The organism is Mycobacterium sp. 1245805.9 (genome assembly GCF_001672915.1).
Lineage (GTDB): Bacteria > Actinomycetota > Actinomycetes > Mycobacteriales > Mycobacteriaceae > Mycobacterium.
This window is the reverse complement of sequence record NZ_LZKR01000006.1, coordinates 23,612-45,581: the sequence shown is the minus strand read 5'-3', so window position 1 is coordinate 45,581 and position 21,970 is coordinate 23,612. Positions and strand designations below refer to the sequence as shown.

At 69.7% G+C, this 21,970-nt stretch carries 21 protein-coding genes and 1 pseudogene; 12 read left to right on the top strand and 10 right to left on the bottom strand.

Going from position 1 to position 21,970, the window contains the following annotated elements:
* Positions 1-673 (top strand): DUF5666 domain-containing protein (locus A9X00_RS30455; protein WP_232006639.1); only part of this gene is annotated, 673 nt, incomplete at its 5' end.
* Between the two features lie 70 nt (positions 674-743).
* On the opposite strand, the gene A9X00_RS01560 is transcribed toward A9X00_RS30455, so the two are convergent.
* From A9X00_RS01560 to A9X00_RS01530, 7 genes and pseudogenes are all read right to left on the bottom strand, one after another.
* Positions 744-1,091 (bottom strand): metal-sulfur cluster assembly factor, encoded by a 348-nt coding sequence (locus A9X00_RS01560; RefSeq protein WP_067014712.1) that lies wholly within the window; start codon positions 1,089-1,091, stop codon positions 744-746.
* A pseudogene (gene sufU / locus A9X00_RS01555) lies at positions 1,072-1,555 on the bottom strand (Fe-S cluster assembly sulfur transfer protein SufU); the annotation flags it as partial. The gene A9X00_RS01560 and the pseudogene sufU, both read right to left, overlap by 20 nt.
* Positions 1,552-2,787: a cysteine desulfurase gene (locus A9X00_RS01550; RefSeq protein ID WP_067148245.1), complete on the bottom strand. Its 1,236-nt coding sequence runs from the start codon at positions 2,785-2,787 to the stop codon at positions 1,552-1,554. The gene A9X00_RS01550 and the pseudogene sufU, both read right to left, overlap by 4 nt.
* A 2-nt stretch (positions 2,788-2,789) precedes the next feature.
* Positions 2,790-3,572, bottom strand: coding sequence for a Fe-S cluster assembly ATPase SufC (sufC, locus tag A9X00_RS01545; protein WP_067148242.1), 783 nt, complete (start codon positions 3,570-3,572; stop codon positions 2,790-2,792).
* Positions 3,569-4,723, bottom strand: coding sequence for a Fe-S cluster assembly protein SufD (sufD, locus tag A9X00_RS01540; protein ID WP_067148238.1), 1,155 nt, complete (start codon positions 4,721-4,723; stop codon positions 3,569-3,571). The genes sufC and sufD overlap by 4 nt, the downstream gene beginning before the upstream one ends.
* Positions 4,723-6,165, bottom strand: coding sequence for a Fe-S cluster assembly protein SufB (gene sufB / locus A9X00_RS01535; RefSeq protein ID WP_067148235.1), 1,443 nt, complete (start codon positions 6,163-6,165; stop codon positions 4,723-4,725). The genes sufD and sufB overlap by 1 nt, the downstream gene beginning before the upstream one ends.
* Positions 6,162-6,962, bottom strand: a complete 801-nt coding sequence (locus tag A9X00_RS01530; protein WP_156771881.1) for a metalloregulator ArsR/SmtB family transcription factor — start codon at positions 6,960-6,962, stop codon at positions 6,162-6,164. The genes sufB and A9X00_RS01530 overlap by 4 nt, the downstream gene beginning before the upstream one ends.
* A gap of 56 nt (positions 6,963-7,018) precedes the next feature.
* Here A9X00_RS01530 and mptB point away from each other — a divergent pair, with 56 nt between their 5' ends.
* From mptB to A9X00_RS01510, 4 genes are read left to right on the top strand one after another with little or no spacing between them, the layout of a single operon-like run.
* Entirely contained in the window at positions 7,019-8,719 is a 1,701-nt protein-coding gene (mptB, locus tag A9X00_RS01525; RefSeq protein ID WP_067148229.1) for a polyprenol phosphomannose-dependent alpha 1,6 mannosyltransferase MptB, read from the top strand.
* Entirely contained in the window at positions 8,716-9,657 is a 942-nt protein-coding gene (locus A9X00_RS01520; protein ID WP_156771880.1) for an ABC transporter ATP-binding protein, read from the top strand. The genes mptB and A9X00_RS01520 overlap by 4 nt, the downstream gene beginning before the upstream one ends.
* Positions 9,654-10,433, top strand: coding sequence for an ABC transporter permease (locus tag A9X00_RS01515; protein ID WP_067148226.1), 780 nt, complete (start codon positions 9,654-9,656; stop codon positions 10,431-10,433). The genes A9X00_RS01520 and A9X00_RS01515 overlap by 4 nt, the downstream gene beginning before the upstream one ends.
* 46 nt (positions 10,434-10,479) lie before the next feature.
* Positions 10,480-11,433 carry a heme A synthase gene (locus tag A9X00_RS01510; protein WP_082974623.1) on the top strand — a complete coding sequence of 318 codons (954 nt, stop codon included), beginning with the start codon at positions 10,480-10,482 and terminating at the stop codon, positions 11,431-11,433.
* Here A9X00_RS01510 and A9X00_RS01505 read toward each other — a convergent pair.
* Positions 11,383-12,024 (bottom strand): hypothetical protein, encoded by a 642-nt coding sequence (locus A9X00_RS01505; protein WP_067148223.1) that lies wholly within the window; start codon positions 12,022-12,024, stop codon positions 11,383-11,385. The genes A9X00_RS01510 and A9X00_RS01505 overlap by 51 nt on opposite strands.
* 19 nt (positions 12,025-12,043) lie before the next feature.
* Here A9X00_RS01505 and A9X00_RS01500 point away from each other — a divergent pair, with 19 nt between their 5' ends.
* On the top strand, positions 12,044-13,018 hold the full coding sequence (locus A9X00_RS01500) for a quinone oxidoreductase (protein ID WP_067148220.1): 975 nt from the start codon (positions 12,044-12,046) through the stop codon (positions 13,016-13,018).
* Positions 13,019-13,146: 128 nt separating this feature from the next.
* On the opposite strand, the gene A9X00_RS01495 is transcribed toward A9X00_RS01500, so the two are convergent.
* Complete coding sequence (locus A9X00_RS01495; RefSeq protein ID WP_067148217.1) at positions 13,147-14,073, bottom strand: heme o synthase; 927 nt, start codon at positions 14,071-14,073, stop codon at positions 13,147-13,149.
* A 253-nt stretch (positions 14,074-14,326) separates the two neighbouring features.
* Here A9X00_RS01495 and tkt point away from each other — a divergent pair, with 253 nt between their 5' ends.
* The 6 genes from tkt to A9X00_RS01465 are packed head-to-tail and all read left to right on the top strand — an operon-like array spanning position 14,327 to position 21,165.
* Positions 14,327-16,417 (top strand): transketolase, encoded by a 2,091-nt coding sequence (gene tkt, locus A9X00_RS01490; RefSeq protein WP_067148214.1) that lies wholly within the window; start codon positions 14,327-14,329, stop codon positions 16,415-16,417.
* A gap of 15 nt (positions 16,418-16,432) precedes the next feature.
* Complete coding sequence (tal, locus tag A9X00_RS01485) at positions 16,433-17,554, top strand: transaldolase (protein ID WP_067148212.1); 1,122 nt, start codon at positions 16,433-16,435, stop codon at positions 17,552-17,554.
* Positions 17,551-19,113: a glucose-6-phosphate dehydrogenase gene (zwf, locus tag A9X00_RS01480; protein ID WP_067148209.1), complete on the top strand. Its 1,563-nt coding sequence runs from the start codon at positions 17,551-17,553 to the stop codon at positions 19,111-19,113. Before tal ends, zwf begins: the two co-directional genes overlap by 4 nt.
* Positions 19,110-20,021, top strand: a complete 912-nt coding sequence (gene opcA, locus A9X00_RS01475; protein WP_067148255.1) for a glucose-6-phosphate dehydrogenase assembly protein OpcA — start codon at positions 19,110-19,112, stop codon at positions 20,019-20,021. The genes zwf and opcA overlap by 4 nt, the downstream gene beginning before the upstream one ends.
* Positions 20,018-20,761 carry a 6-phosphogluconolactonase gene (pgl, locus tag A9X00_RS01470; protein WP_067148206.1) on the top strand — a complete coding sequence of 248 codons (744 nt, stop codon included), beginning with the start codon at positions 20,018-20,020 and terminating at the stop codon, positions 20,759-20,761. The genes opcA and pgl overlap by 4 nt, the downstream gene beginning before the upstream one ends.
* Before the next feature lie 23 nt (positions 20,762-20,784).
* The gene (locus A9X00_RS01465; RefSeq protein WP_067148203.1) at positions 20,785-21,165 is read left to right on the top strand and encodes an ATPase; all 381 of its coding nucleotides are present in this window, start codon (positions 20,785-20,787) and stop codon (positions 21,163-21,165) included.
* A gap of 2 nt (positions 21,166-21,167) precedes the next feature.
* On the opposite strand, the gene A9X00_RS01460 is transcribed toward A9X00_RS01465, so the two are convergent.
* A complete protein-coding gene (locus A9X00_RS01460) occupies positions 21,168-21,959 on the bottom strand; it encodes a DUF1206 domain-containing protein (protein WP_067148200.1) in 792 nt (263 codons plus the stop codon).
* Between the last annotated feature and the right edge of the window lie 11 nt (positions 21,960-21,970).

The window sequence follows — 21,970 nt, the reverse complement described above, 5'->3', positions numbered from 1 at the left end:
CGGCGCCTGGGCCCCCGCGGGCGCCCCGCCCCCCACCCCCGCCCCCCCGGGCAACCCCCCCGGCCCCGCGCCCCCGCGCCGCCCGGCGCCCGCCGCGGCGCCGCCGCCGGCTCCCGCGCCACCCCCCGTCCCCAAGGATTACGTCGAGGGCCTGGTCCAGTCGGTGTCCGACGGCACGATCCAGCTCCGGACGCGGACCGGGTCGGCCACCGTCGACTTCACCCCCCAGACCCGGGTCGTCGAGACCACGCCGGCCCAGCTGACCGACGTCACCCCCGGCAGCTGCGTCAATGTGCGCGCCACCCCGCAGAACGCCCCCACCCCCGGCGCGATCACCGCCCAATCGGTCACGGTCACCCCGGCCGTCGACGGCAAGTGCCCGCCGCCCGCGGGGTTCTACGGCACGGTCAGCTCGGTCTCCGGTGAGACGATCGCGGTCAGCGGTATCGGCGCCCAACCGACGCCGACGAACGTGACCGTCGCAAACACGACGTCCTACCAGAAGCAGACGGCTTCGGACGCCCAGGCGATCACGAACGGGAAATGCATGGGGGCGCAGGGAATCCAGGACGCCGGGGTGCTGCACGCGGTGACCATCAGCCTCGAGACGTGCCCGCCGATGGGTCACCCGCATCACCACCTGCACCTGCCCCACCTCCCCTTCCACCTTTAGTGGCGATCGCAAGCGCGGCGTAGCCGGGCGCGGCGGGTCGCCACCATCGGGCTAGTGGGGAGGTCCGGGACTAGACGGTGAAGCCGAGGGCGCGCAGCTGCTCGCGGCCGTCCTCGGTGATCTTGTCGGGGCCCCACGGCGGGTTCCACACCCAGTTGATCCGCAGGTCGTCGACCAGGCCGCTGCCGACCAGCGCGCTGCGCGACTGGTCCTCGATGACGTCGGTCAGCGGGCAGGCCGCCGACGTCAACGTCATGTCGATCAGGGCGACGGTTCCCTCGTCGCCCTCCTCCACGTTGAGGCCGTAAACCAGCCCGAGATCGACGACGTTGATGCCCAACTCGGGGTCGACGACGTCGCGCATCGCCTCCTCGACGTCGGCGAGGAACTCGTCGCTCGGTGCGGTGGTTTCGCTCATTTTTGGTCCTCCTCAAACCCTGCGCTGGCCTGAGCCAAGGCGTCTTTGAAAGCCATCCAGCCGAGCAGTGCGCACTTCACCCGCGCCGGGTACTTGGCGACTCCGGCGAACGCGACCCCGTCGCCCAACACGTCCTCGTCGCCGTCGATGGTGCCGCGCGAGGACACCATCTCGCTGAACGCGGTGATGGTCTTGAGCGCCTCGCCGACACTGCGGCCGATCACCTGCTGGGTCAGCACCGACGTCGACGCCTGGCTGATCGAACAGCCCTGCCCGTCGTAGGAGACGTCCGTGACGGTTTCGCCGTCGTCGGACAGCGCGACCCGCAGGGTGACCTCGTCACCGCAGACCGGGTTGACGTGGTACACCTGTGCGCCGAACGGCTCCCGCAGCCCCCGGTGCTGCGGGTGCTTGTAGTGATCGAGGATCACGTCCTGGTAGATCTGCTCGAGGCGCAACGTCAGTCTCTCCCAAAGAAATCCAGCGCGCGTCGCACGCCGGCCACCAGTCGCTCGACCTCGTCGCGGGTGTTGTAGACCGCGAACGACGCCCGCGCGGTGGCCGCCACGCCGAACCTGCGGTGCAGCGGCAACGCGCAGTGGTGGCCCACCCGCACCGCGACGCCGTCGTCGTCGAGCACCTGGCCGACGTCGTGGGCGTGCACCCCATCGACGACGAAAGCCACCGGCGAGCCCCGGTGCTCCGTCGACGTCGGGCCGACGATGCGCAGGCCGTCGATGCCGGACAGGCCGTCGATGGCCGCGGCCACCAGCTCGCGTTCGTGGGCCTCCACGGCGTCCATGCCGATGGCGCCGAGATAGCGTGCGGCGGCGGCCAATCCGACCACCTGGGAGGTCATCGGGGTACCGGCCTCGAAGCGCTGCGGCGGCGCCGCGTAGGTGCTGACCTCCATGGCGACCGTCTCAATCATCGACCCGCCGGTGAGGAACGGGGGCGCGGCCGCCAGCAGCTCGCCCCGCCCGTACAGCACGCCGATCCCGGTGGGGCCCAGCATCTTGTGGCCGGAGAACGCGGCGAAGTCGACGTCGAGCGCGTGGAAATCGACCGGCCGGTGCGGCACCGACTGGCAGGCGTCCAGCACCGTCAGCGCGCCCACGGCCTTGGCGCGCCGGACCAGCTCGCCCACCGGCGCGTGCGCGCCGGTGACGTTGGAATGGTGGCTGAACGCAACGACTTTGACCCGCTCGTCGAGTTGCAGCGAGTCCAGGTCGATGCGCCCGTCGTCCGTCACGCCGTACCAGCGCAGCGTCGCCCCGGTGCGCCGGGCCAGCTCCTGCCACGGGACCAGGTTGGCGTGGTGCTCGAGCTCGGTGGTGACGATGACGTCGCCGGGCCCGACGGCGTGCTCGAAACGGTTGTCGCCCAGCACGTATGACACCAAGTTGAGCGCCTCGGTGGCGTTCTTGGTGAACACCAATTCGTCGGCGTCGGCGCCGACGAAGGCCGCGATGTCGGAGCGGCCCTGCTCGTAGGCGTCGGTGGCCTCCTCCATCAGCTGGTGCGCACCGCGATGCACCGCGCCGTTGGAGGTCAGCAGGAACTCCCGCTCGGCGTCGAGCACCTGCAACGGACGCTGCGAGGTCGCGCCGGAATCCAAGTACGCCAACTGGTTTCCCCCGCGCATGATGCGCTTGAGGATCGGGAAGTCGGCACGGATGGCCGCGACGTCCAGCATGGTCAGGCTCCGGTGGCCGCCGCTTGCGAAAAGCGCACGTATCCGTTCTGCTCGAGCTCGTCGGCCAGCTCCGGACCGCCGGACTCGGCGATGCGGCCGCCCACGAACACGTGCACGTACTCCGGGTGGATGTAGCGCAGGATGCGGGTGTAGTGCGTGATCAACAGGATTCCGCCGTGCTCGGTTTCGGCGTAGCGGTTCACGCCGTCGCTGACCACCCGCAGCGCGTCGACGTCCAGCCCCGAGTCGGTCTCGTCGAGGATCGCGATCTTGGGCTTGAGCAGTTCCAGCTGCAGGATCTCGTGGCGCTTCTTCTCGCCGCCGGAGAAACCCTCGTTGACGCTGCGCTCGGCGAAGACAGGATCGATCTCGAGGGACGTCATCGCCCCCTTGACCTCCTTGACCCAGTGGCGCAGCTTCGGGGCCTCGCCGCGGATGGCCGTCGCGGCCGAGCGCAGGAAGTTCGACACCGACACACCGGGCACCTCGACGGGGTACTGCATCGCCAGGAATATCCCGGCACGCGCGCGCTCGTCGACGCTCATTGCCAGCACGTCCTCGCCGTCCAGCGTGATCGACCCGGAGGTGACGCGGTACTTGGGGTGACCGGCGATCGCGTAGGACAGCGTCGACTTGCCGGACCCGTTGGGGCCCATCAGGGCATGCGTCTCACCGGATTTCACCGTCAGGTCCACGCCCTTGAGGATGGGGATCTCGCGCTCCCCCTCCGCGGCGTTGGGGTCGTCGACGCTGACGTGCAGGTCTTTGATTTCGAGGGTCGTCATGATGTGGTCGTTTTCTCCGTAATGGCCAGTTCGTGTTCGATGGCTGCGGTCAGGCGTTCGCGCACCTCGGGCACCGCGATCTTCGAGATGATCTCCCCGAAGAACCCGCGGACCACCAGGCGGCGGGCCTGATCCTCCGGGATGCCGCGGGAACGCAGGTAGAACAGCTGCTCGTCGTCGAAACGCCCGGTGGCGCTGGCGTGTCCGGCGCCGGCGATCTCGCCGGTCTCGATCTCGAGGTTGGGCACCGAGTCGGCGCGCGCGCCGTCGGTGAGCACCAGGTTGCGGTTCACCTCGAAGGTGTCGGTGCCGGTGGCTTCGGCGCGGATCAGCACGTCACCCACCCAGACCGTGTGCGCGTCGGGCAGCGCGGAATCCGGATCCCCTTGCAGCGCACCCTTGTACAGCACGTTCGACTTGCAGTCGGGCCGCGCGTGGTCCACCAGCAGCCGCGACTCGAGGTGCTGGCCGTCGTCGGCGAAGTACAGCCCCAGCAACTCGGCGTCCCCACCGGGACCGGAAAACCGCACGTTGGCCGACATCCGCACGACCTCACCGCCCAGCGTGACGGTGACGTGCCGCAGCACCGAGTCCTTGCCCAGCCTGGCGTGATGCGCGCTGACGTGCACCATGTCGTCGGCCCAGTCGGCGATCCACACGACGGTCAGGCGCGCGGCGTCGTCGACGACGCATTCGACGTTGTCGGCATAGGTTCCGCCGCCGCGTTGGTCGATGACCACCACCGCCTCGCCGAGCTCTTCCACGCGGATCTGCAGGTGCCCGTAGGCCACCGCGCCTTCGCCGGGCCCGGTGATGGTGATGTTGATCGGCTCGGCGACCCGAGTGTCCCGGCCGACGGTGACCACGGTCGCGGAGTTGAACGACGAAAACGCCTGGGCGGCAACGCGGTCGGCGGGCGCACCGCCCTGACCGAGCCGCTCGTCGCCGCGGCGGACGGTCTCGACCTGCACGCCGGGCCGCGCGTCGGCGGCGATTTCCGCTCGGCCCGTGGCCTTGGCGGAACCGTCGTGCAGCCCGCGCAGCCGCCGCAGCGGGGTGAACCGCCAGAGCTCGTCGCGGCCGTGCGGAACCTCGAACGCGTCGACGTCGAAGGAGGCGAACAGCTCTCCCTTATTCAGAGCGGCAGTCACTACCCGACCGCGCCTTCCATCTGCAGCTCGATCAGGCGGTTGAGCTCCAGCGCGTACTCCATCGGCAGCTCTTTGGCGATCGGCTCGACGAAGCCGCGCACCACCATCGCCATCGCCTCGTCCTCGGTCAGCCCGCGGCTCATCAGGTAGAACAGCTGGTTTTCGCTGACCTTCGACACGGTGGCCTCGTGGCCCATCGTGACGTCGTCCTCGCGGATGTCGACGTAGGGGTAGGTGTCGCTGCGGCTGATCGTATCGACCAGCAGCGCATCGCATTTCACGCTCGAGCGCGACCCGTGCGCGCCCTTGTTCACCTGCACCAGGCCGCGGTAGGAGGTGCGGCCGCCGCCGCGGGCCACCGACTTGGACACGATGTTGCTCGACGTGTTGGGCGCCAGGTGCAGCATCTTGGCGCCGGTGTCCTGGTGCTGATCCTCGCCGGCGAACGCCACCGACAGCACCTCGCCCTTGGCGTGCTCGCCGGTCATCCACACCGCCGGGTACTTCATCGTCACCTTCGAGCCGATGTTTCCGTCGACCCACTCCATGGTGGCGCCGGCCTCGGCGCGGGCCCGCTTGGTGACCAGGTTGTAGACGTTGCCCGACCAGTTCTGGATCGTCGTGTAACGGCAACGGCCACCAGGCTTTACGATGATCTCCACCACCGCGGAGTGCAGCGAATCCGACTTGTAGATCGGGGCGGTACAGCCCTCGATGTAGTGAACGTAAGCGTTCTCATCGACGATGATCAGCGTGCGTTCGAACTGGCCCATGTTCTCGGTGTTGATCCGGAAGTAGGCCTGCAGCGGAATGTCGACGTGCACGCCCGGCGGCACGTAGATGAACGAGCCGCCGCTCCACACCGCGGTGTTCAGCGCGGAGAACTTGTTGTCCCCCGCCGGGATCACCGTGCCGAAGTACTGCTTGAAGACCTCGGGATGCTCGCGCAGGCCCGTGTCGGTGTCCAGGAAGATAACCCCTTGCGCCTCAAGGTCTTCCCGGATCTGGTGGTACACCACCTCGGACTCGTACTGCGCCGCGACGCCGGCCACCAGCCGCTGCTTCTCCGCCTCCGGGATGCCCAGCCGGTCGTAGGTGTTGCGGATGTCCTCGGGGAGGTCATCCCACGTCGCGGCCTGCTTCTCGGTGGAACGCACGAAGTACTTGATGTTGTCGAAGTCGATGCCCCCGAGGTTCGAGCCCCACGTCGGCATGGGCTTGCGCTCGAAGATGCGCAGCGCCTTGAGCCGGGTCTGCAGCATCCACTCGGGCTCGTTCTTCTTCGCCGAGATGTCGCGGACCACCGCCTCCGACAGCCCGCGCTGCGCGCTGGCGCCCGCGACGTCGGAGTCCGCCCAGCCGTAGCCGTACCGCCCCAGGGAGGCGATCGCCTCCTCCTGGGTCAGCGGCACGGCCGCGGTCTTGTCGGCCTCTAGGGTCATAACGACGCTCCTTCGATGCTGGTGGTGTCGGGCGGCGGGCTGGCCACCTTCGACACCGGGACAGTGAGTGGCACGTGGGTGGTGCAGGCGCAGTTTCCGTTGACGATGGTCGCCAACCGCTGCACGTGGGTTCCGAGCACCTCGGCCATGGCCTGCTGCTCGGCTTCACACAACTCGGGGAATTCCTCGGCGACGTGCGACACCGGGCAGTGATGCTGGCAGATCTGCACCCCGTGGATCGGCCCGCCCACCCGGGTGGTGGTCGCGACGTAGCCGGCCTTGGTCAGCGCGCCGGCGACCCGCTCGGCCGCCGCCTCGACCTCGGCGTCCTCGGCGCTGTCGGCCGCCTCGACACCGGCCAGGATCGCGTCGATGCGCCGCCGGGCGAAGGTGCGGACGGCGTCCTCGCCGCCGATCTCCCGCAGCTGGCGCATGGCCGCCGCGGCCAGGTCGTCGTAGGCGTGGTCGAGCTTGGCCCGGCCGGCCCCGGTCAGCCGGAAGCGCTTGGCGGGGCGCCCGCGGCCCACCTGCTGCCACGGCTCGGCGGCCACCGACTCGGCGTCGCCCGCCTCGATCAGCGCGTCGAGGTGACGCCGCACCCCGGCGGGAGTCAGGCCGAGCCGGTCGCCGATCTCGACGGCGGTGATCGATCCGGATTCCAGCAGCAGGCGCACGATGGCGCGGCGGGTGTGACCATCCGGCACCGCGGCGCCGACGGAAGCCACGGGCGCCTCATCGAGGCTGGTTCGGATTTTCACAACACCAGTGTGACGCAATTCCGGGGATCGGTCCACCAAGGGTCCCCTGTCTGCGCGTTGCGCTGGTCACAAGGGCGTGCCGCTACGCTGCTCTGATGGCAGCCCGCCACCACACGCTGAGCTCGTCGATCGCCAGCTTGCACGGCGACGAGCAAGCGGTGGGCTCGCCGCTGAACGATACCGAGCTCACCGCGCTGCAGCGCACCCGCCTGTTCGGCGCCACCGGCACCGTCCTGATGGCGATCGGCGCGCTGGGCGCCGGGGCGCGGCCCGTCGTGCAGGATCCGACGTTCGGGGTCCGGCTGCTCAACCTGCCGTCGCGCATCCAGACGGTCTCGCTGACGATGACGACGACCGGCGCGGTGATGATGGCGCTGGCCTGGCTGATGCTGGGGCGGTTCGCGCTGGGCAACCGGAAAATGTCGCGCGGGGACCTGGACCGCACCCTGCTGCTGTGGACGCTGCCGCTGCTGATCGCGCCGCCCATGTACAGCAAGGACGTCTACTCCTACCTGGCCCAGAGCCAGATCTCGCTGGAGGGGCTCGACCCGTACAAGGTGGGTCCGGCGTCCGGGCTGGGCCTCGGCCACGTGTTCACGCTGTCCGTGCCCACGCTGTGGCGCGAGACACCGGCGCCCTACGGCCCGTTGTTCCTGTGGATCGGGCGCGGCATCTCCGCACTGACCGGGGAGAACATCGTCGCCGCGGTGCTGTGCCACCGGATCGTGGTGCTGATCGGCGTCGGCCTGATCGTGTGGGCCACCCCGCGGCTGGCCCGGCGCTGCGGCGTCGCGGAGGTGAGCGCGCTGTGGCTGGGGGCGGCCAATCCGCTGCTGATCATGCATCTGGTCGCCGGCGTCCACAACGAGGCGCTGATGCTCGGGCTGATGCTGGCCGGCGCGGAATTCGCCCTGCGCGGCGTCGACGCCCCGCGGCTGCTGCCCACCTCGTGGCGGCCGGGCCCGGACTGGGGACCGCTGGGCATGCTGGTCGCCGGCGCAATCCTGATCACCCTGTCCTCGCAGGTGAAGCTGCCGTCGCTGCTGGCGCTGGGCTTCGTCACGATGGCGCTGGCCTACCGCTGCGGCGGCAACCTGCGCGCCCTGCTGCTGGCGGGCGGCGGGATGGCGGCCCTGTCACTGGCCGTGATGGCCCTGGTCGGCTGGGCCAGCGGGCTGGGCTTCGGCTGGATCTACACGCTCGGCACCGCCAACGTGGTGCGCAGCTGGTTGTCGCCGCCGACGCTGCTCGCCCTCGGCACCGGGCAGGTGGGCATCCTGCTGGGCCTCGGCGATCACACGACCGCGGTGTTGGGGCTGACGCGTGGCATCGGCGTGCTGATCATCATGGTGTTGGTGGTCTGGTTGCTCGTGGCCGTCTTCCGCGGCCGGCTGCACCCGATCGGCGGCCTGGGCGTCGCGCTGGGCATCTGCGTGTTGCTGTTCCCCGTGGTGCAGCCCTGGTACCTGCTGTGGGCGATCATCCCGCTGGCCGCGTGGGCGACGCGCCCGGGCTTCCGCGTGGCGGCGATCATCATCACCCTCGTCGTGGGCATCTTCGGTCCGACGGCCAACGGTGACCGCTTCGCGCTGTTTCAGATCGTGGACGCCACGCTGGCCAGCACCCTGATCGTCGCGGTGCTCATCGCGCTGACATACAGGCGCCTGCCGTGGCGCCAACTGCCGCCGACGAGCCCGGAAACCAACGGCCAGACGGTGATCGGGCTGGTCGCCCCGGTGGCTCCCAAGACCCCCAGTTCCGAGGCGGCACCCGACGCCTACGCTGATTCCACGTGAGCCCGCTCCCCGAAACGCCCGACACTGTCGTGCGGCTGCGCGGGGTCACCAAGCAATACGGGTCAACCACGGCCGTCTCCAACCTCGATCTGGAGGTGCACGCCGCCGAGGTGCTGGCCCTGCTCGGGCCCAACGGCGCCGGTAAGACCACGACGGTCGAGATGTGCGAGGGCTTCACGCGCCCCGACGCCGGCACCATCCGGGTGCTCGGCCTGGACCCCATCGCCGACAACGCCCGCCTCCGCGCGCGCATCGGCGTGATGCTGCAGGGCGGCGGCAGCTACCCCGCGGCGCGGGCGGGCGAAATGCTCGACCTGGTGGCGGCGTATTCCGCCGACCCGCTGGACCCGGCGTGGCTGCTGGACACCCTCGGCCTCACCGACGCCGCCCGCACCACCTACCGGCGGCTCTCCGGCGGGCAGCAGCAACGGCTCGCGCTTGCCTGTGCGCTGGTCGGCCGGCCCGAGCTGGTGTTCCTCGACGAGCCGACCGCCGGCATGGACGCCCACGCCCGGCTGCTGGTCTGGGAGCTCATCGACGCGCTGCGCCGCGACGGCGTGACCGTGGTGCTGACCACGCACCAGCTCAAGGAGGCCGAGGAACTCGCCGATCGGCTGGTGATCATCGACCACGGGGTGACGGTGGCCTCGGGCACCCCGACGGAACTGATGCGCGCGGGCGCCAAGGATCAGCTGCGGTTCACCGCGCCGCCACGCCTCGACCTGTCCCTGCTGGCGTCCGCGCTGCCGGAGGACTACAAGGCCACCGAGGTGACGCCGGGCGAGTACCTGGTCGAGGGCCCGGTCGACCCGCAGGTGCTGGCGACCGTCACGGCGTGGTGCGCGCAGATCGACGTGCTGGCGACCGACATGCGCGTCGAGCAGCGCAGCCTCGAGGACGTCTTCCTCGACCTCACCGGCAGGAAGCTACGGCCGTGACCCAGTCGACCACGTTCCCCGCGGGGACCTTCAAACCCGACCCGCGCCCCAGCCCCGTGCCGCGGATGCTCGCGGCGCAGTTCGGGCTCGAGCTCAAGCTGCTGCTGCGCAACGGCGAGCAACTGCTGCTGACCATGTTCATCCCGATCACGCTGCTGGTCGGGCTGACCCTGCTGCCGTTCGGCGACTTCGGCCGCAACCGCGCGGCCACGTTCGTCCCGGTCATCATGGCCCTCGCGGTGATCTCGACCGCGTTCACCGGGCAGGCGATCGCCGTCGCGTTCGATCGCCGCTACGGCGCGCTGAAACGGCTCGGGGCCACCCCGCTGCCGGTCTGGGGCATCATCGCCGGCAAGTCGCTGGCCGTGGTCACGGTGGTGTTCCTGCAGGCAATCCTGTTGGGCGCCATCGGTTTTGCGCTGGGCTGGCGACCCGCGCCGGCGGCCCTGCTGTTGGGCGCGGCGGTCATCGCGCTGGGCACCGCGGGCTTCGCGGCCCTCGGGCTGCTGCTCGGCGGGACGCTGCGGGCCGAGATCGTGCTGGCGGTGGCCAACCTGATGTGGTTCGTCTTCGCCGGCCTGGGCGCGCTGACCCTGGAAACCAGGATGATCCCGACGGCCGTGAAGTGGGCGGCGCGGCTCACCCCGTCGGGCGCGCTCACCGAGGCGCTCTCACAGGCGATGACACTCTCGGTGGACTGGTTCGGGCTCGTCGTGCTGGCGGTGTGGGGCGCGCTGGCGGCGCTGGCCGCGCGGCGCTGGTTCCGCTTCACCTGACGAGGCCGTTTCTACTACGCGGCGTAGGAGCGCTTACCATCGGGCCGTGCTACGACGAACGCTGCTGCGGTTGGTGGACCTGCTCCCCGACCCCAGCCTGCGCGCCCAGCGGGTGATCGCCGCGCTCGTCATCCTGAGCCAGGGCGGCATAGCGGTCACCGGCGCGATCGTGCGCGTCACCGCCTCGGGGCTGGGCTGCCCCACCTGGCCGCAGTGCTTTCCGGGCAGCTTCACGCCGGTCGCGGTGGCCGAGGTGCCGCGGATCCACCAGGCCGTCGAGTTCGGCAACCGGATGATCACCTTCGCCGTCGTCATCACCGCGGCGCTGGCCGTCTTGGCCGTCACCCGGGCGCGCCGGCGCACCGAGGTCCTCGTCTACGCGTGGCTGATGCCGGTGTCGACGGTGGTGCAGGCGGTGATCGGCGGCGTCACCGTGCGCACCGGGCTGCTGTGGTGGACGGTCGCCGTGCACCTGCTGACGTCGATGACGATGGTGTGGCTCTCGGTGCTGCTCTACGTCAAGGTCGGCGAGCCGGACAACGGCGTGGTCCACTACGCGGTGGCGCGGCCGCTGCGGGCGCTGACCGCGCTGAGCGCGGTGAACCTGGCGGCGGTGCTTATCACCGGCACGCTGGTGACCGCCGCCGGCCCGCACGCCGGTGACCGCAGCCCCAGCCGCACGGTGCCCCGGCTCAAGGTCGAGATCACCACGCTGGTGCACGCGCACTCGTCGCTGCTGGTCTCCTACCTGACGCTGCTGGTCGGGCTCGGCTTCGGGCTGCTGGCGGTGGGCGCCGGCCGCGCCATCCGGCTGCGGCTGGGCGTGCTGGTCGCCCTGGTCTGCGCCCAGGCCGCCGTCGGCACCACGCAGTACTACACCGGAGTGCCCGCCGCCCTGGTCGCGGTGCACGTGGCCGGCGCGGCGGCCTGCACGGCGGCCACGGCGGCGCTATGGGCGTCGATGCGACAACGGACCGAGGCCCAGCCGCTCGCAGGCTGACTCCACCGCGCGGGCGAACTCGCGCTGGGCGCGCCCCCGGGTGTCGGCGTCGAGATGCGACCACCCCAGCGACGGCGCGACGAGGTCGAGCCCCACCAGCCGCTCCCCCGCCAGGTCGGCGCGCGCGTAAAGCAGGTCACGCGAGTCGATTGCGGCGCGTTGGGCGGCGGAGGCGATGGCGGCGTATCCGAGGTCCCACGACTCGAACTCCGGCTCGAGCGGCCACGCGTGCGACCGCTGGCCGCCGATGAATACCAACGCCGACCGAGCCGTCGCTCCCGGCGCCACCGGTACCCCGTCGCCCTCGAGGTCGAGCAGGTACCGCGCGCCGAGGTTCCACGCGACCGCGTCGGGCGGGTTGAGCAGGTGGCGCACCCGGCGGGTCCAGGCCAGGAAGTCGTCGCGCCGGTTGGGGGCGCGCCGCAGGATTACCAGGTCAGCGCCGACGGTCTGCGGGTCGTCCCAGGACAGCCAGCGCGCGTGCAGCCCGCGGGCTCGCAGCGCGGGCACCAGCCCCGCATCGTCGGGGTGTCGCGGGCCGCCCGCCAGCACGATGCGCGGATGGAAGACGTCCGGCCGGGCCAGCTTCATGCCCGGGCATGATATCCCCATGCACGCAATCGAAATCAGCGAAACCGGTGGTCCCGAAGTCCTGCGCTATGTCGACGTCGCCGAGCCCACGCCCGGTCCCGGCGAGGTCTTGATCAAGGCCGAGGCCATCGGCGTCAACTACATCGACACGTATTTCCGCTCCGGGCAGTACCCGCGCGAGGTGCCGTTCCTCCTCGGCCAGGAGACCGCCGGCACCGTTGTCGCCACGGGCGACGGGGTCGACGGTTTCAGCGAGGGCGACCGGGTGGGCACCGCCGCGGCGTCCGGCGCCTACGCCGAATTCGCCATCGCCCCAGCGACTTTGACCGCGAAGGTGCCCGACGGCGTGACGTCCGATGTGGCGGCCTCGGTGATGCTGAAGGGCCTGACCGCGCACTACCTGCTGACGTCGGTGTATCCGGTCAAAAGCGGTGACACCGTGCTGGTGCACGCGGGCGCCGGCGGGGTCGGGCTGATCCTGACGCAGTGGGCCACGCTGCGCGGCGCGCGGGTCATCACGACGGTCTCCACGCCGGAGAAGGAGCGGATGTCCAGGGAGGCGGGCGCCGCCGAGGTGCTCTCCTACCCCGACGACCCAGGCGAATTCGGCCAGAAGATCCGCGAATTGACGGGGGGCGATGGGGTGGCCGCGGTGTACGACGGCGTCGGCGCGACGACCTTCGACGCCAGCCTGGCCAGCCTGGCCGTGCGCGGCACCCTGGCGCTGTTCGGCGCCGCCAGCGGGCCCGTTCCGCCGTTCGACCCGCAGCGCCTCAACGCCGCCGGGTCGGTGTTCCTGACCCGGCCGTCGCTGGCGCACTTCATCCGCACCGGCGACGAGTTCCATTGGCGCGCGGGCGAACTGTTCGACGCGATCGCCGGCGGCGGCCTCACCATCGAGGTCGGCGGGCGTTACCCGCTCGCCGAAGCGGCCCGCGCACACCAGGACCTGCAGGCCCGCAAGACGACGGGCTCGATTGTGCTGCTGCCGTAGAGGCTTCTGGCACACCTTTCACTGAGCTTGAAGCCACTGCGAAATTCCCGACCTTTTTTCGCAGTGGCTTCACGCTCGGCGTTGTGCCCGCCCCGCGGAGAGAATGGTGTGACGACCGTGACCGGTGCCTAGAGCAGCGTCGGCAGCGCGATCACCGAGTCGACCGCCAGCGCGCAGAACACCACGGCCAGGTAGTTGTTCGACTGCAGGAACAGGCGCAGCGGCTTGACCGGTTCGCCGGCGCGCACGCCGGCGTACAGCTGATGCGCCATGGCCAAGAACCACACCCCGGCCAGCAGGGCGACCGCCGCGTACAGCCAGCCAGTCGCGAGCGCCAGCGCCAGCGTCGCCAGCACGGTCAGCCAGGTGTAGATCAGGATCTGCTTGGTGACCTGGCGCTCGGTCGCTACCGCCGGCAGCATCGGCACGCCGGCCGCCTTGTAGTCGTCCTTGTAGCGCATCGCCAGCGCCCAGGTGTGCGGCGGCGTCCAGAAGAAGATGATGGCGAACATCACCAGCGCCGGCCAGCCGATGGTGCCGGTGACGGCGGACCAGCCGATCATCACCGGCATGCAGCCGGCCGCGCCGCCCCACACCACGTTTTGCGAGGTGCGCCGCTTGAGCAACAGGGTGTAGACGAACACATAGAACGCGATGGTGGCGACGGCCAGCAGTCCCGACAGCAGGTTCGTCGTCCACCACAGCCAGAAGAACGAGCCCACGCTGAGCACCAGGCCCAGGACCAGCGCGTTTCGCGTCGGCACCGCCGCGCGCGCCAGCGGCCTGCGCGCGGTGCGCTTCATCACCTTGTCGATGTCGGCGTCGGCCACGCAGTTGAGCGTGTTGGCGCCGCCGGCGGCCAGCATCCCGCCGATCAGGGTGTTCAGGATCAGCAGCGGGTTCACGGTGCCGCGGTGGGCGAGCAGCATCGCCGGGATCGCGGTGACCAGCAGCAGTTCGATCACCCGCGGCTTGGTCAGCGCCAGGTACGCCAAAACCGTGCCTTGTACCCGGCCCGGTACTCGACTCGGCGCGACGCGCCCGCGAACGCTCACGCAATAACTCCTCGGGTCGCAGCAGCGCGCAGCATCTACTACGCACGATGGTAGACCGCGTGCCGGCGGTGGCCTGCCAGGAGGGTCCGAAAGGGGATTCTTCCGAGAATTGCGAACTGAATGCAAAGCCCAGGCAACGGGAGCGTAATTTTCACAGCTGCCGGCGTTGGGTACCCGAAACTCTGCACTGCAGGAGCCGGCACTCCCGCATTAGGGTAGGCAATATCAGCTTGATGACCCAAGGACAGAGGCTGTGACGACACTCGAAGAGATCTCCACGCTGACCCAACCGCACCTCCCCGACGACTGGACCGAGATCGATTCGGCGGCGGTCGACACGATCCGGGTGCTGGCCGCCGACGCGGTGCAAAAAGTCGGCAACGGCCATCCCGGAACGGCGATGAGCCTGGCGCCGTTGGCCTACACCCTGTTTCAGCGAACGATGCGCCACGACCCCAGCGATACCTTCTGGCTGGGCCGCGACCGGTTCGTGCTGTCGGCGGGGCACAGCAGCCTGACCCTGTACCTGCAGCTGTACCTCGGCGGGTTCGGGCTGGAGCTGTCGGACATCGAGTCGTTGCGCACCTGGGGATCCAAGACGCCCGGGCACCCGGAGTTCCGGCACACCAAGGGCGTTGAGATCACCACCGGCCCGCTCGGTCAGGGCCTGGCCTCGTCGGTCGGGATGGCGATGGCGTCGCGCTACGAGCGCGGCCTGTTCGATCCGGACGCCGAGCCGGGCACCAGCCCGTTCGACCATTTCATCTTCGTGATCGCCTCCGACGGGGACATCGAGGAGGGCGTGACGTCCGAGGCGTCGTCGCTGGCGGCCGTGCAGCAGCTGGGCAACCTGATCGTGTTCTACGACCACAACCAGATCTCCATCGAGGACGACACCAACATCGCGCTGTGCGAGGACACCGCGGCGCGCTACGAGGCCTACGGCTGGCACGTGCAGCGGGTCGAGGGCGGCGAGAACGTCGTCGGCATCGAGGAGGCCATCGCCAACGCCAAGGCCGTCACCGACCGGCCGTCGTTCATCGAGCTGCGCACCATCATCGGCTACCCGGCGCCCAAGCTGATGAACACCGGCAAGGCGCACGGCGCCGCCCTCGGCGACGAAGAGGTCGCGGCCGTCAAGAAGATCCTGGGCTTCGACCCGGACAAGAACTTCGAGGTGCGCGACGAGGTCATCGCCCACACCCGCAAGCTGGTGGACCGCGGCAAGGAAGCGCACGAGAAGTGGCAGGCGGAGTTCGACGCCTGGGCGCAGCGTGAACCGGACCGCAAGGCGCTGCTGGACCGGTTGACCGCCGAGCGGTTGCCCGACGGCTGGGACGCCGACATCCCGACCTGGACAACCGACGACAAGCCGTTGGCCACCCGCGCGGCGTCCGGCAAGGTGCTGAACGCGGTGGGGCCGAAACTGCCCGAGCTGTGGGGCGGTTCGGCCGACCTGGCGGGTAGCAACAACACCACCATGGACAACGTCAAATCGTTTGGGCCCCCGTCTATTTCGACGAAGGATTACACCGCCGACTGGTACGGTCGCACGCTGCACTTCGGCGTACGCGAACACGCAATGGGCGCCATCCTGTCCGGCATCGTGCTGCACGGCCCGACCCGGGCCTACGGCGGAACGTTCCTACAGTTCTCCGACTACATGCGCCCGGCGGTGCGCCTCGCGTCACTGATGAACATCGACACCATCTACGTGTGGACGCACGATTCGATCGGGCTGGGCGAGGACGGCCCGACGCATCAGCCCATCGAGCACCTGGCGGCGCTGCGCGCCATCCCCCACCTGTCCGTGGTGCGCCCTGCCGACGCCAACGAGACGGCCTACGCCTGGCGCACGATTCTGGCCCGCGGCAACGGCAGCGGCCCGGTCGGCCTGATCCTGACCCGCCAGGGCGTGCCGGTCCTGGAGGGCACCAACTTCGAGGGCGTGGGCCGCGGCGGCTACATCCTCGGTGATGACGGCGGCGACGAGCCCGACGTCGTGCTGATCGCCACGGGCTCCGAGGTTCAGCTCGCCGTCGAGGCGCGAAACCTGCTGGCGGACAGGGACATCGTGGCACGGGTGGTGTCCATGCCGTGCGTGGAGTGGTTCGAATCGCAGCCCGAGGAGTACCGCGACAGCGTCCTGCCTCCGTCGGTGTCGGCGCGGGTGGCCGTCGAGGCGGGCGTCGCGCAGTCCTGGCACAAGCTCGTCGGCGACACCGGTCGCATCGTGTCGATCGAGCACTACGGCGAATCCGCCGATTACAAGACTTTGTTCCGTGAGTTCGGCTTTACCGCCGAAGCCGTCGCGGCGGCCGCGGAGCAGGTAGTCGATAACTGAGAAAGGGTGATTCACATGGCCAGTCAGAACCCCAACCTCGCGGCGTTGAGCGCAGCCGGGGTGTCCGTTTGGCTGGACGACTTGTCGCGGGAGCGGCTGCAGTCGGGCAACCTGCAGGAGCTGATCGACACCAAAAGCGTTGTCGGCGTTACCACCAACCCCTCGATCTTCCAGAAGGCGTTCGCCGAGGGCGACTCCTACAACGGCCAGATCGCCGAGCTGGCCGAGCGCGGCGCCGACGTGGACGCCACCATCCGCACCGTCACCACCGACGACGTGCGCCGGGCGTGTGACGTGCTGGCGCCGCAGTGGGAGGGCTCCGACGGGGTGGACGGCCGGGTGTCCATCGAGGTCGACCCGCGGCTTGCCGACGACACCGACAAGACCATCGCCCAGGCCGTCGAGCTGTGGAAGATCGTCGACCGGCCGAACCTGTTCATCAAGATCCCCGCGACCAAGGCCGGCCTTCCGGCCATCACCGCCGTTCTGGCGGAAGGGATTTCGGTCAACGTCACGCTGATCTTCTCCGTCGAGCGGCACCGCCAGGTGATGGACGCCTACCTGGCCGGGCTGGAGAAGGCCCGTGAGGCCGGACACGACCTGTCCAAGATCCATTCGGTGGCATCGTTCTTCGTCTCCCGGGTGGACACCGAGGTCGACAAGCGGCTGGAAAAGATCGGCTCCGAAGACGCGCTCGCGCTGCGCGGCAAGGCCGGCGTCGCCAACGCCCGGCTGGCATACGCCGCCTACGAAGAGGTCTTCAAGGGCGGCGATCGCTACGAGTCGCTCAAGTCCGCCGGGGCCCGCGTGCAGCGCCCGCTGTGGGCGTCTACGGGCGTCAAGAACCCCGACTACTCCGACACCCTCTACGTCACCGAGCTGGTCGCGCCCAACACGGTGAACACCATGCCGGAGAAGACGATCGACGCCGTCGCCGATCACGGTGAAGTCAAGGGCGACACCGTCAGCGGCACCGCGTCGGCCGCCCAGGAGGTGTTCGACAAGCTGGCCGCGGTCGGCGTCGACCTGACCGACGTCTTCGTGGTGCTGGAAAAAGAGGGCGTTGACAAGTTCGTGGAGTCCTGGACCGAGCTGTTGGACGAGACGCAGAAGCAACTCGATTCCCTCGGCAAATGAGCCCGGCGGGCTCGAAGGCGGGCTCGCGCGGGGCCGATCAGTGGCGAAACCCGTTGCGGGACAAGCAGGACAAGCGGCTGCCCCGGATCGCGGGCCCGTGCGGCATGGTGATCTTCGGCGTCACCGGTGACCTGGCCCGCAAGAAGGTGATGCCCGCCATCTACGACCTGGCCAACCGCGGGCTGCTCCCGCCCACCTTCTCGCTGGTGGGCTTCGCCCGCCGGGACTGGGAGACGCAGGATTTCCGCAAGGTGGTCTACCAGGCCGTCAAGGAGCACTGCCGCACGCCGTTTCGGGAGGACTACTGGGAGCGGTTGGCCGAGGGATTCCGTTTCGTGCCGGGCGCTTTCGACGACGACGAGGCGTTCGCCCGGCTCGCTGAGACGCTGGAGAAGCTCGACGCCGAGCGCGGCACCGGCGGCAACCATGCCTTCTACCTGGCGATCCCACCGAACGCGTTTCCGGTGGTGTGTGAGCAGCTGCACAGGTCCGGTCTGGCCCGTCCGCAGGGCGACCGGTGGAGCAGGGTGGTCATCGAAAAGCCCTTCGGCCACGACCTGGACAGCGCCCGCGAGCTGAACAAGACCGTCAACGCCGTCTTCCCCGAGGAGGCGGTGTTCCGCATCGACCACTACCTGGGCAAGGAGACGGTCCGTAACATCCTGGCGCTGCGGTTCGCCAACCAGTTGTTCGACCCGATCTGGAACGCCCACTACGTCGACCACGTGCAGATCACCATGGCCGAGGACATCGGGCTGGGCGGGCGGGCCGGCTACTACGACGGCATCGGCGCCGCGCGCGACGTCATCCAGAACCACCTCATGCAGCTGCTGGCGCTGACCGCGATGGAGGAACCGATCAGCTTCAATCCGTCTGCGCTGCAAACGGAGAAGATCAAGGTGCTCTCGGCGACGCAGCTCGCCGAGCCGCTCGACGAGACCACCAGCCGCGGCCAGTACACCGGCGGCTGGCAGGGCGGCGAGAAGGTGGTCGGGCTGCTCGACGAGGAGGGGTTCGCAAAGGACTCCACCACCGAGACGTTCGCCGCCATCACGCTCGAGGTCGACACCCGCCGCTGGGCCGGCGTGCCGTTCTATCTGCGCACCGGAAAACGCCTGGGCCGCAGGGTGACCGAGATCGCCCTGGTCTTCAAGCGTGCGCCGTTCCTGCCGTTCGACGCCACCATGACCGACGAGCTGGGCACCAACGCCATGGTCATCCGGGTGCAGCCCGACGAGGGGATCACGCTGCGGTTCGGCTCCAAGGTGCCGGGCACCGCGATGGAGGTCCGCGACGTCAACATGGACTTCTCCTACGGGTCGGCGTTCGCCGAGGAATCGCCCGAGGCCTACGAAGCGCTCATCCTCGACGTGCTGCTCGGCGAGCCCTCCCTGTTCCCGGTCAACGAGGAGGTCGAATTGGCCTGGGAAATCCTCGATCCCGTCCTCGACAACTGGGCGGCGCACGGCAAGCCCGACCCTTACGAGGCCGGCACCTGGGGCCCGGAATCGGCGTTCGAGATGCTGCGCCGCACGGGGCGCGAATGGCGGCGGCCGTGATTGTCGACCTGCCCGACACGACCACCACCGCGGTCAACAAGAAACTGAGCGAACTGCGCGAGAAGGCCGGCGCGGTCACCATGGGGCGGGTGCTGACGCTGCTCGTCGCGCCCGAAAGCGAGGACGTGCTGGAGGAATCGCTCAAGGCGGCCAACGACGCCAGCCACGAGCACCCGAGCCGGATCATCGTCACGATGCGGGGCGACCCGTACGCCGACAAACCGCGCCTGGACGCCCAGCTGCGCTCCGGCGGCGACGCCGGTGCCAGCGAGGTGGTGATCCTCAAGCTGTCCGGGCCGCTGGCCGGCCACGCCGCCAGCGTGGTCATCCCGTTCCTGCTGCCCGACATCCCCGTCGTGGCGTGGTGGCCCGACATCGCGCCGGAGCAGCCGGCGCAAGACCCGTTGGGCAAGTTGGCAATCCGGCGCATCACCGACGCCACCAACGGCATCGACCCGTTGTCGGCGATCAAGAGCCGGCTGCCCGGGTACAGCGCCGGCGACACCGACCTGTGCTGGGCGCGCATCACGTACTGGCGGGCGCTGCTGACCTCCGCGGTCGACCAGCCACCGCACGAACCGATCGAGTCGGCATTGGTTTCCGGCCTCAAGACCGAGCCCGCGCTCGACATCCTGGCGGGCTGGCTGGCCAGCCGCATCGACGGTCCGGTGCGCCGGGCCGTCGGCGACCTGAAGGTCGAGCTGTCACGCCAGAGCGAGACCATCACACTCAGTCGGCCCCAGGAGGGCAGGACCGCGACGCTGAGCCGCACGGCGCGCCCGGACGCGCTGGTTCCGTTGGCGCGCAGGGAAACCGGCGAGTGCCTGGCCGAGGACCTGCGCCGGCTGGACGCCGACGAGATCTACCGAACGGCGCTGGAGGGGATCAAGAAAGTGCAGTACGTATGAGTCCGATCGTCGAGGTTCTCAAAGACGGCGACGCCCTCGTCGAGGCCGCGGGCGAACGCCTGGTGAAGACCATTCAGGACGCCGCGGCGGCCCGGGGCCGGGCCCTGATCGTGCTGACCGGCGGCGGCAACGGCATCGGGCTGCTGCGCTACCTCGCCACCCGTCGCGAACAGATCGACTGGTCGAAGGTGCACCTGTTCTGGGGCGACGAACGCTACGTGCCCGAAGACGACGACGAGCGCAACGACAAGCAGGCGCGCGAGGCCCTGCTCGATCACGTCGACATCCCGTCGAGCCAAGTGCACACGATGCCGGCCAGCGACGGCGAATTCGGCGCGGACCTCGCGGCCGCGGCGCTGGCGTATGAGCAACTGCTGGCCGCCAACGCCGAACCCGGCGAGCCGGCGCCCAATTTCGACGTCCACCTGCTGGGAATGGGGCCGGAGGGCCACATCAACTCCCTCTTCCCGGACACCGCGGCCGTGCGCGAAACCAGCCGCATGGTGGTCGCCGTCGAGGACTCCCCCAAACCGCCGCCACAGCGAATCACGTTGACGCTGCCCGCGATCCGGCGTTCGCGCGAGGTGTGGCTGATGGTGTCCGGCGCGGGCAAGGCCGACGCGGCGGCCGCCGCCATCGGGGGCGCCTCGCCGGCGTCGGTGCCGGCCGGGCAGGCCGTCGGCCTCGAGACCACGCTCTGGCTGCTCGACCAAGAGGCCGCATCCAAGCTTCCCGGCTGAGGCGTCGGGGTAATAATTCAGTCATGGCAGACCGAACCGCGCGCGGGGGGCCCGAGCGAAGCCGGATCAAGACCCTCACCCAGGCCGCGCTGAACGCCGACAAGACCGTCGAACAGGTCGAGGACGTGCTCGACGGCCTGAGCACCACGATGCGGGAGCTCAACAGCTCGCTCACCAACCTCAACGCCACGGTCGAACGGATGGAGGCCGGGCTGGATCACCTCGACGGCACCCTCGCCAGCCTCGACGACCTGGCCAAGCGGCTGATCGTGCTGGTCGAACCGGTCGAGGCGATCGTCGCGCGGATCGACGACATGGTGAAGGTCGGCGAGACGATGATGTCGCCGCTGTCGGTCACCGAGCATGCCGTGCGCGGCGTGCTGGACCGGCTGCGCAACCGCTAGCCCTACATCTTGGTGGATCGGGCCATCACGAAGCTGTACAGGCCGTAGGTGATGATCCCCGCGCCGGCCGCGATCAGCAACGCGGCCCCGTAGGGCTGAGCCCCCAGGGTCTTCAGCGCCCCGTCGAGTCCGGTGGCCTTCTTCGGTTCCGAGCGGCAGGCGGCGACGACGACCAGCGCCCCGGTGCCGGCGATCACCACGCCCTTCGCCACGTAGCCGGCGGCGCCGAGGCGTCGCACCAGATCACCCGACCTGCCCTTGAGGTCGTCGACGAAATTGCGGCTGGCGCCCTTGTAGACGTGGTAGCCACCGACCACCACGATGAGCACGCCGCAGGCGATGAGGGCGAGCGTGCCGGCGGTGGTGTGCATCAGGCGCGCGCTGATGCTCGAATTCTGTTGATCGGCCGGCCTGCCCGCGCCCCGGGCGTAGCCGCACGCCGAGTAGGCGAACGCCAGGTAGACGGCCGCGAGTCCGAACGCCTTCACCCGCTCCCACAGCCCCGGCGATGCGCGCTCGGGTTCGCGGTCGCTCGACCGGCCGAGGGCCGTCTCGACGAGCCGCCACAGGCCCATCGCCAGCAGGGCGGCCGCGGCGACCCACAGCGCGAGCGGCCCGCCCGGTTTGGTCGCCAATGTCGCGAGGGCGCCGGTCTGGTCGGCAGTGCCGCCGTCACCGCACGCGACCCGGATGGCGAGATAGCCGACGATCAGGTGCAGCAGCCCGTTCACCACATAGCCGGCGCGGGCGATGCGCTCGAAGACGGTGTTCTGGGCCACTTGTGCCGGTTCCATGGCACGGGGAT

Coding starts and splice junctions, on each gene's coding strand:
- sufB (WP_067148235.1), bottom strand. CDS start 6,165: ATGACCCTAGAGGCCGACAAGACCGCGGCCGTGCCGCTGACCCAGGAG.
- A9X00_RS01500 (WP_067148220.1), top strand. CDS start 12,044: ATGCACGCAATCGAAATCAGCGAAACCGGTGGTCCCGAAGTCCTGCGC.
- pgl (WP_067148206.1), top strand. CDS start 20,018: ATGAGTCCGATCGTCGAGGTTCTCAAAGACGGCGACGCCCTCGTCGAG.
- tal (WP_067148212.1), top strand. CDS start 16,433: ATGGCCAGTCAGAACCCCAACCTCGCGGCGTTGAGCGCAGCCGGGGTG.
- A9X00_RS01550 (WP_067148245.1), bottom strand. CDS start 2,787: ATGCTGGACGTCGCGGCCATCCGTGCCGACTTCCCGATCCTCAAGCGC.
- A9X00_RS01505 (WP_067148223.1), bottom strand. CDS start 12,024: ATGAAGCTGGCCCGGCCGGACGTCTTCCATCCGCGCATCGTGCTGGCG.
- A9X00_RS01465 (WP_067148203.1), top strand. CDS start 20,785: ATGGCAGACCGAACCGCGCGCGGGGGGCCCGAGCGAAGCCGGATCAAG.
- sufC (WP_067148242.1), bottom strand. CDS start 3,572: ATGACGACCCTCGAAATCAAAGACCTGCACGTCAGCGTCGACGACCCC.
- mptB (WP_067148229.1), top strand. CDS start 7,019: ATGGCAGCCCGCCACCACACGCTGAGCTCGTCGATCGCCAGCTTGCAC.
- A9X00_RS01460 (WP_067148200.1), bottom strand. CDS start 21,959: ATGGAACCGGCACAAGTGGCCCAGAACACCGTCTTCGAGCGCATCGCC.
- zwf (WP_067148209.1), top strand. CDS start 17,551: ATGAGCCCGGCGGGCTCGAAGGCGGGCTCGCGCGGGGCCGATCAGTGG.
- A9X00_RS01560 (WP_067014712.1), bottom strand. CDS start 1,091: ATGAGCGAAACCACCGCACCGAGCGACGAGTTCCTCGCCGACGTCGAG.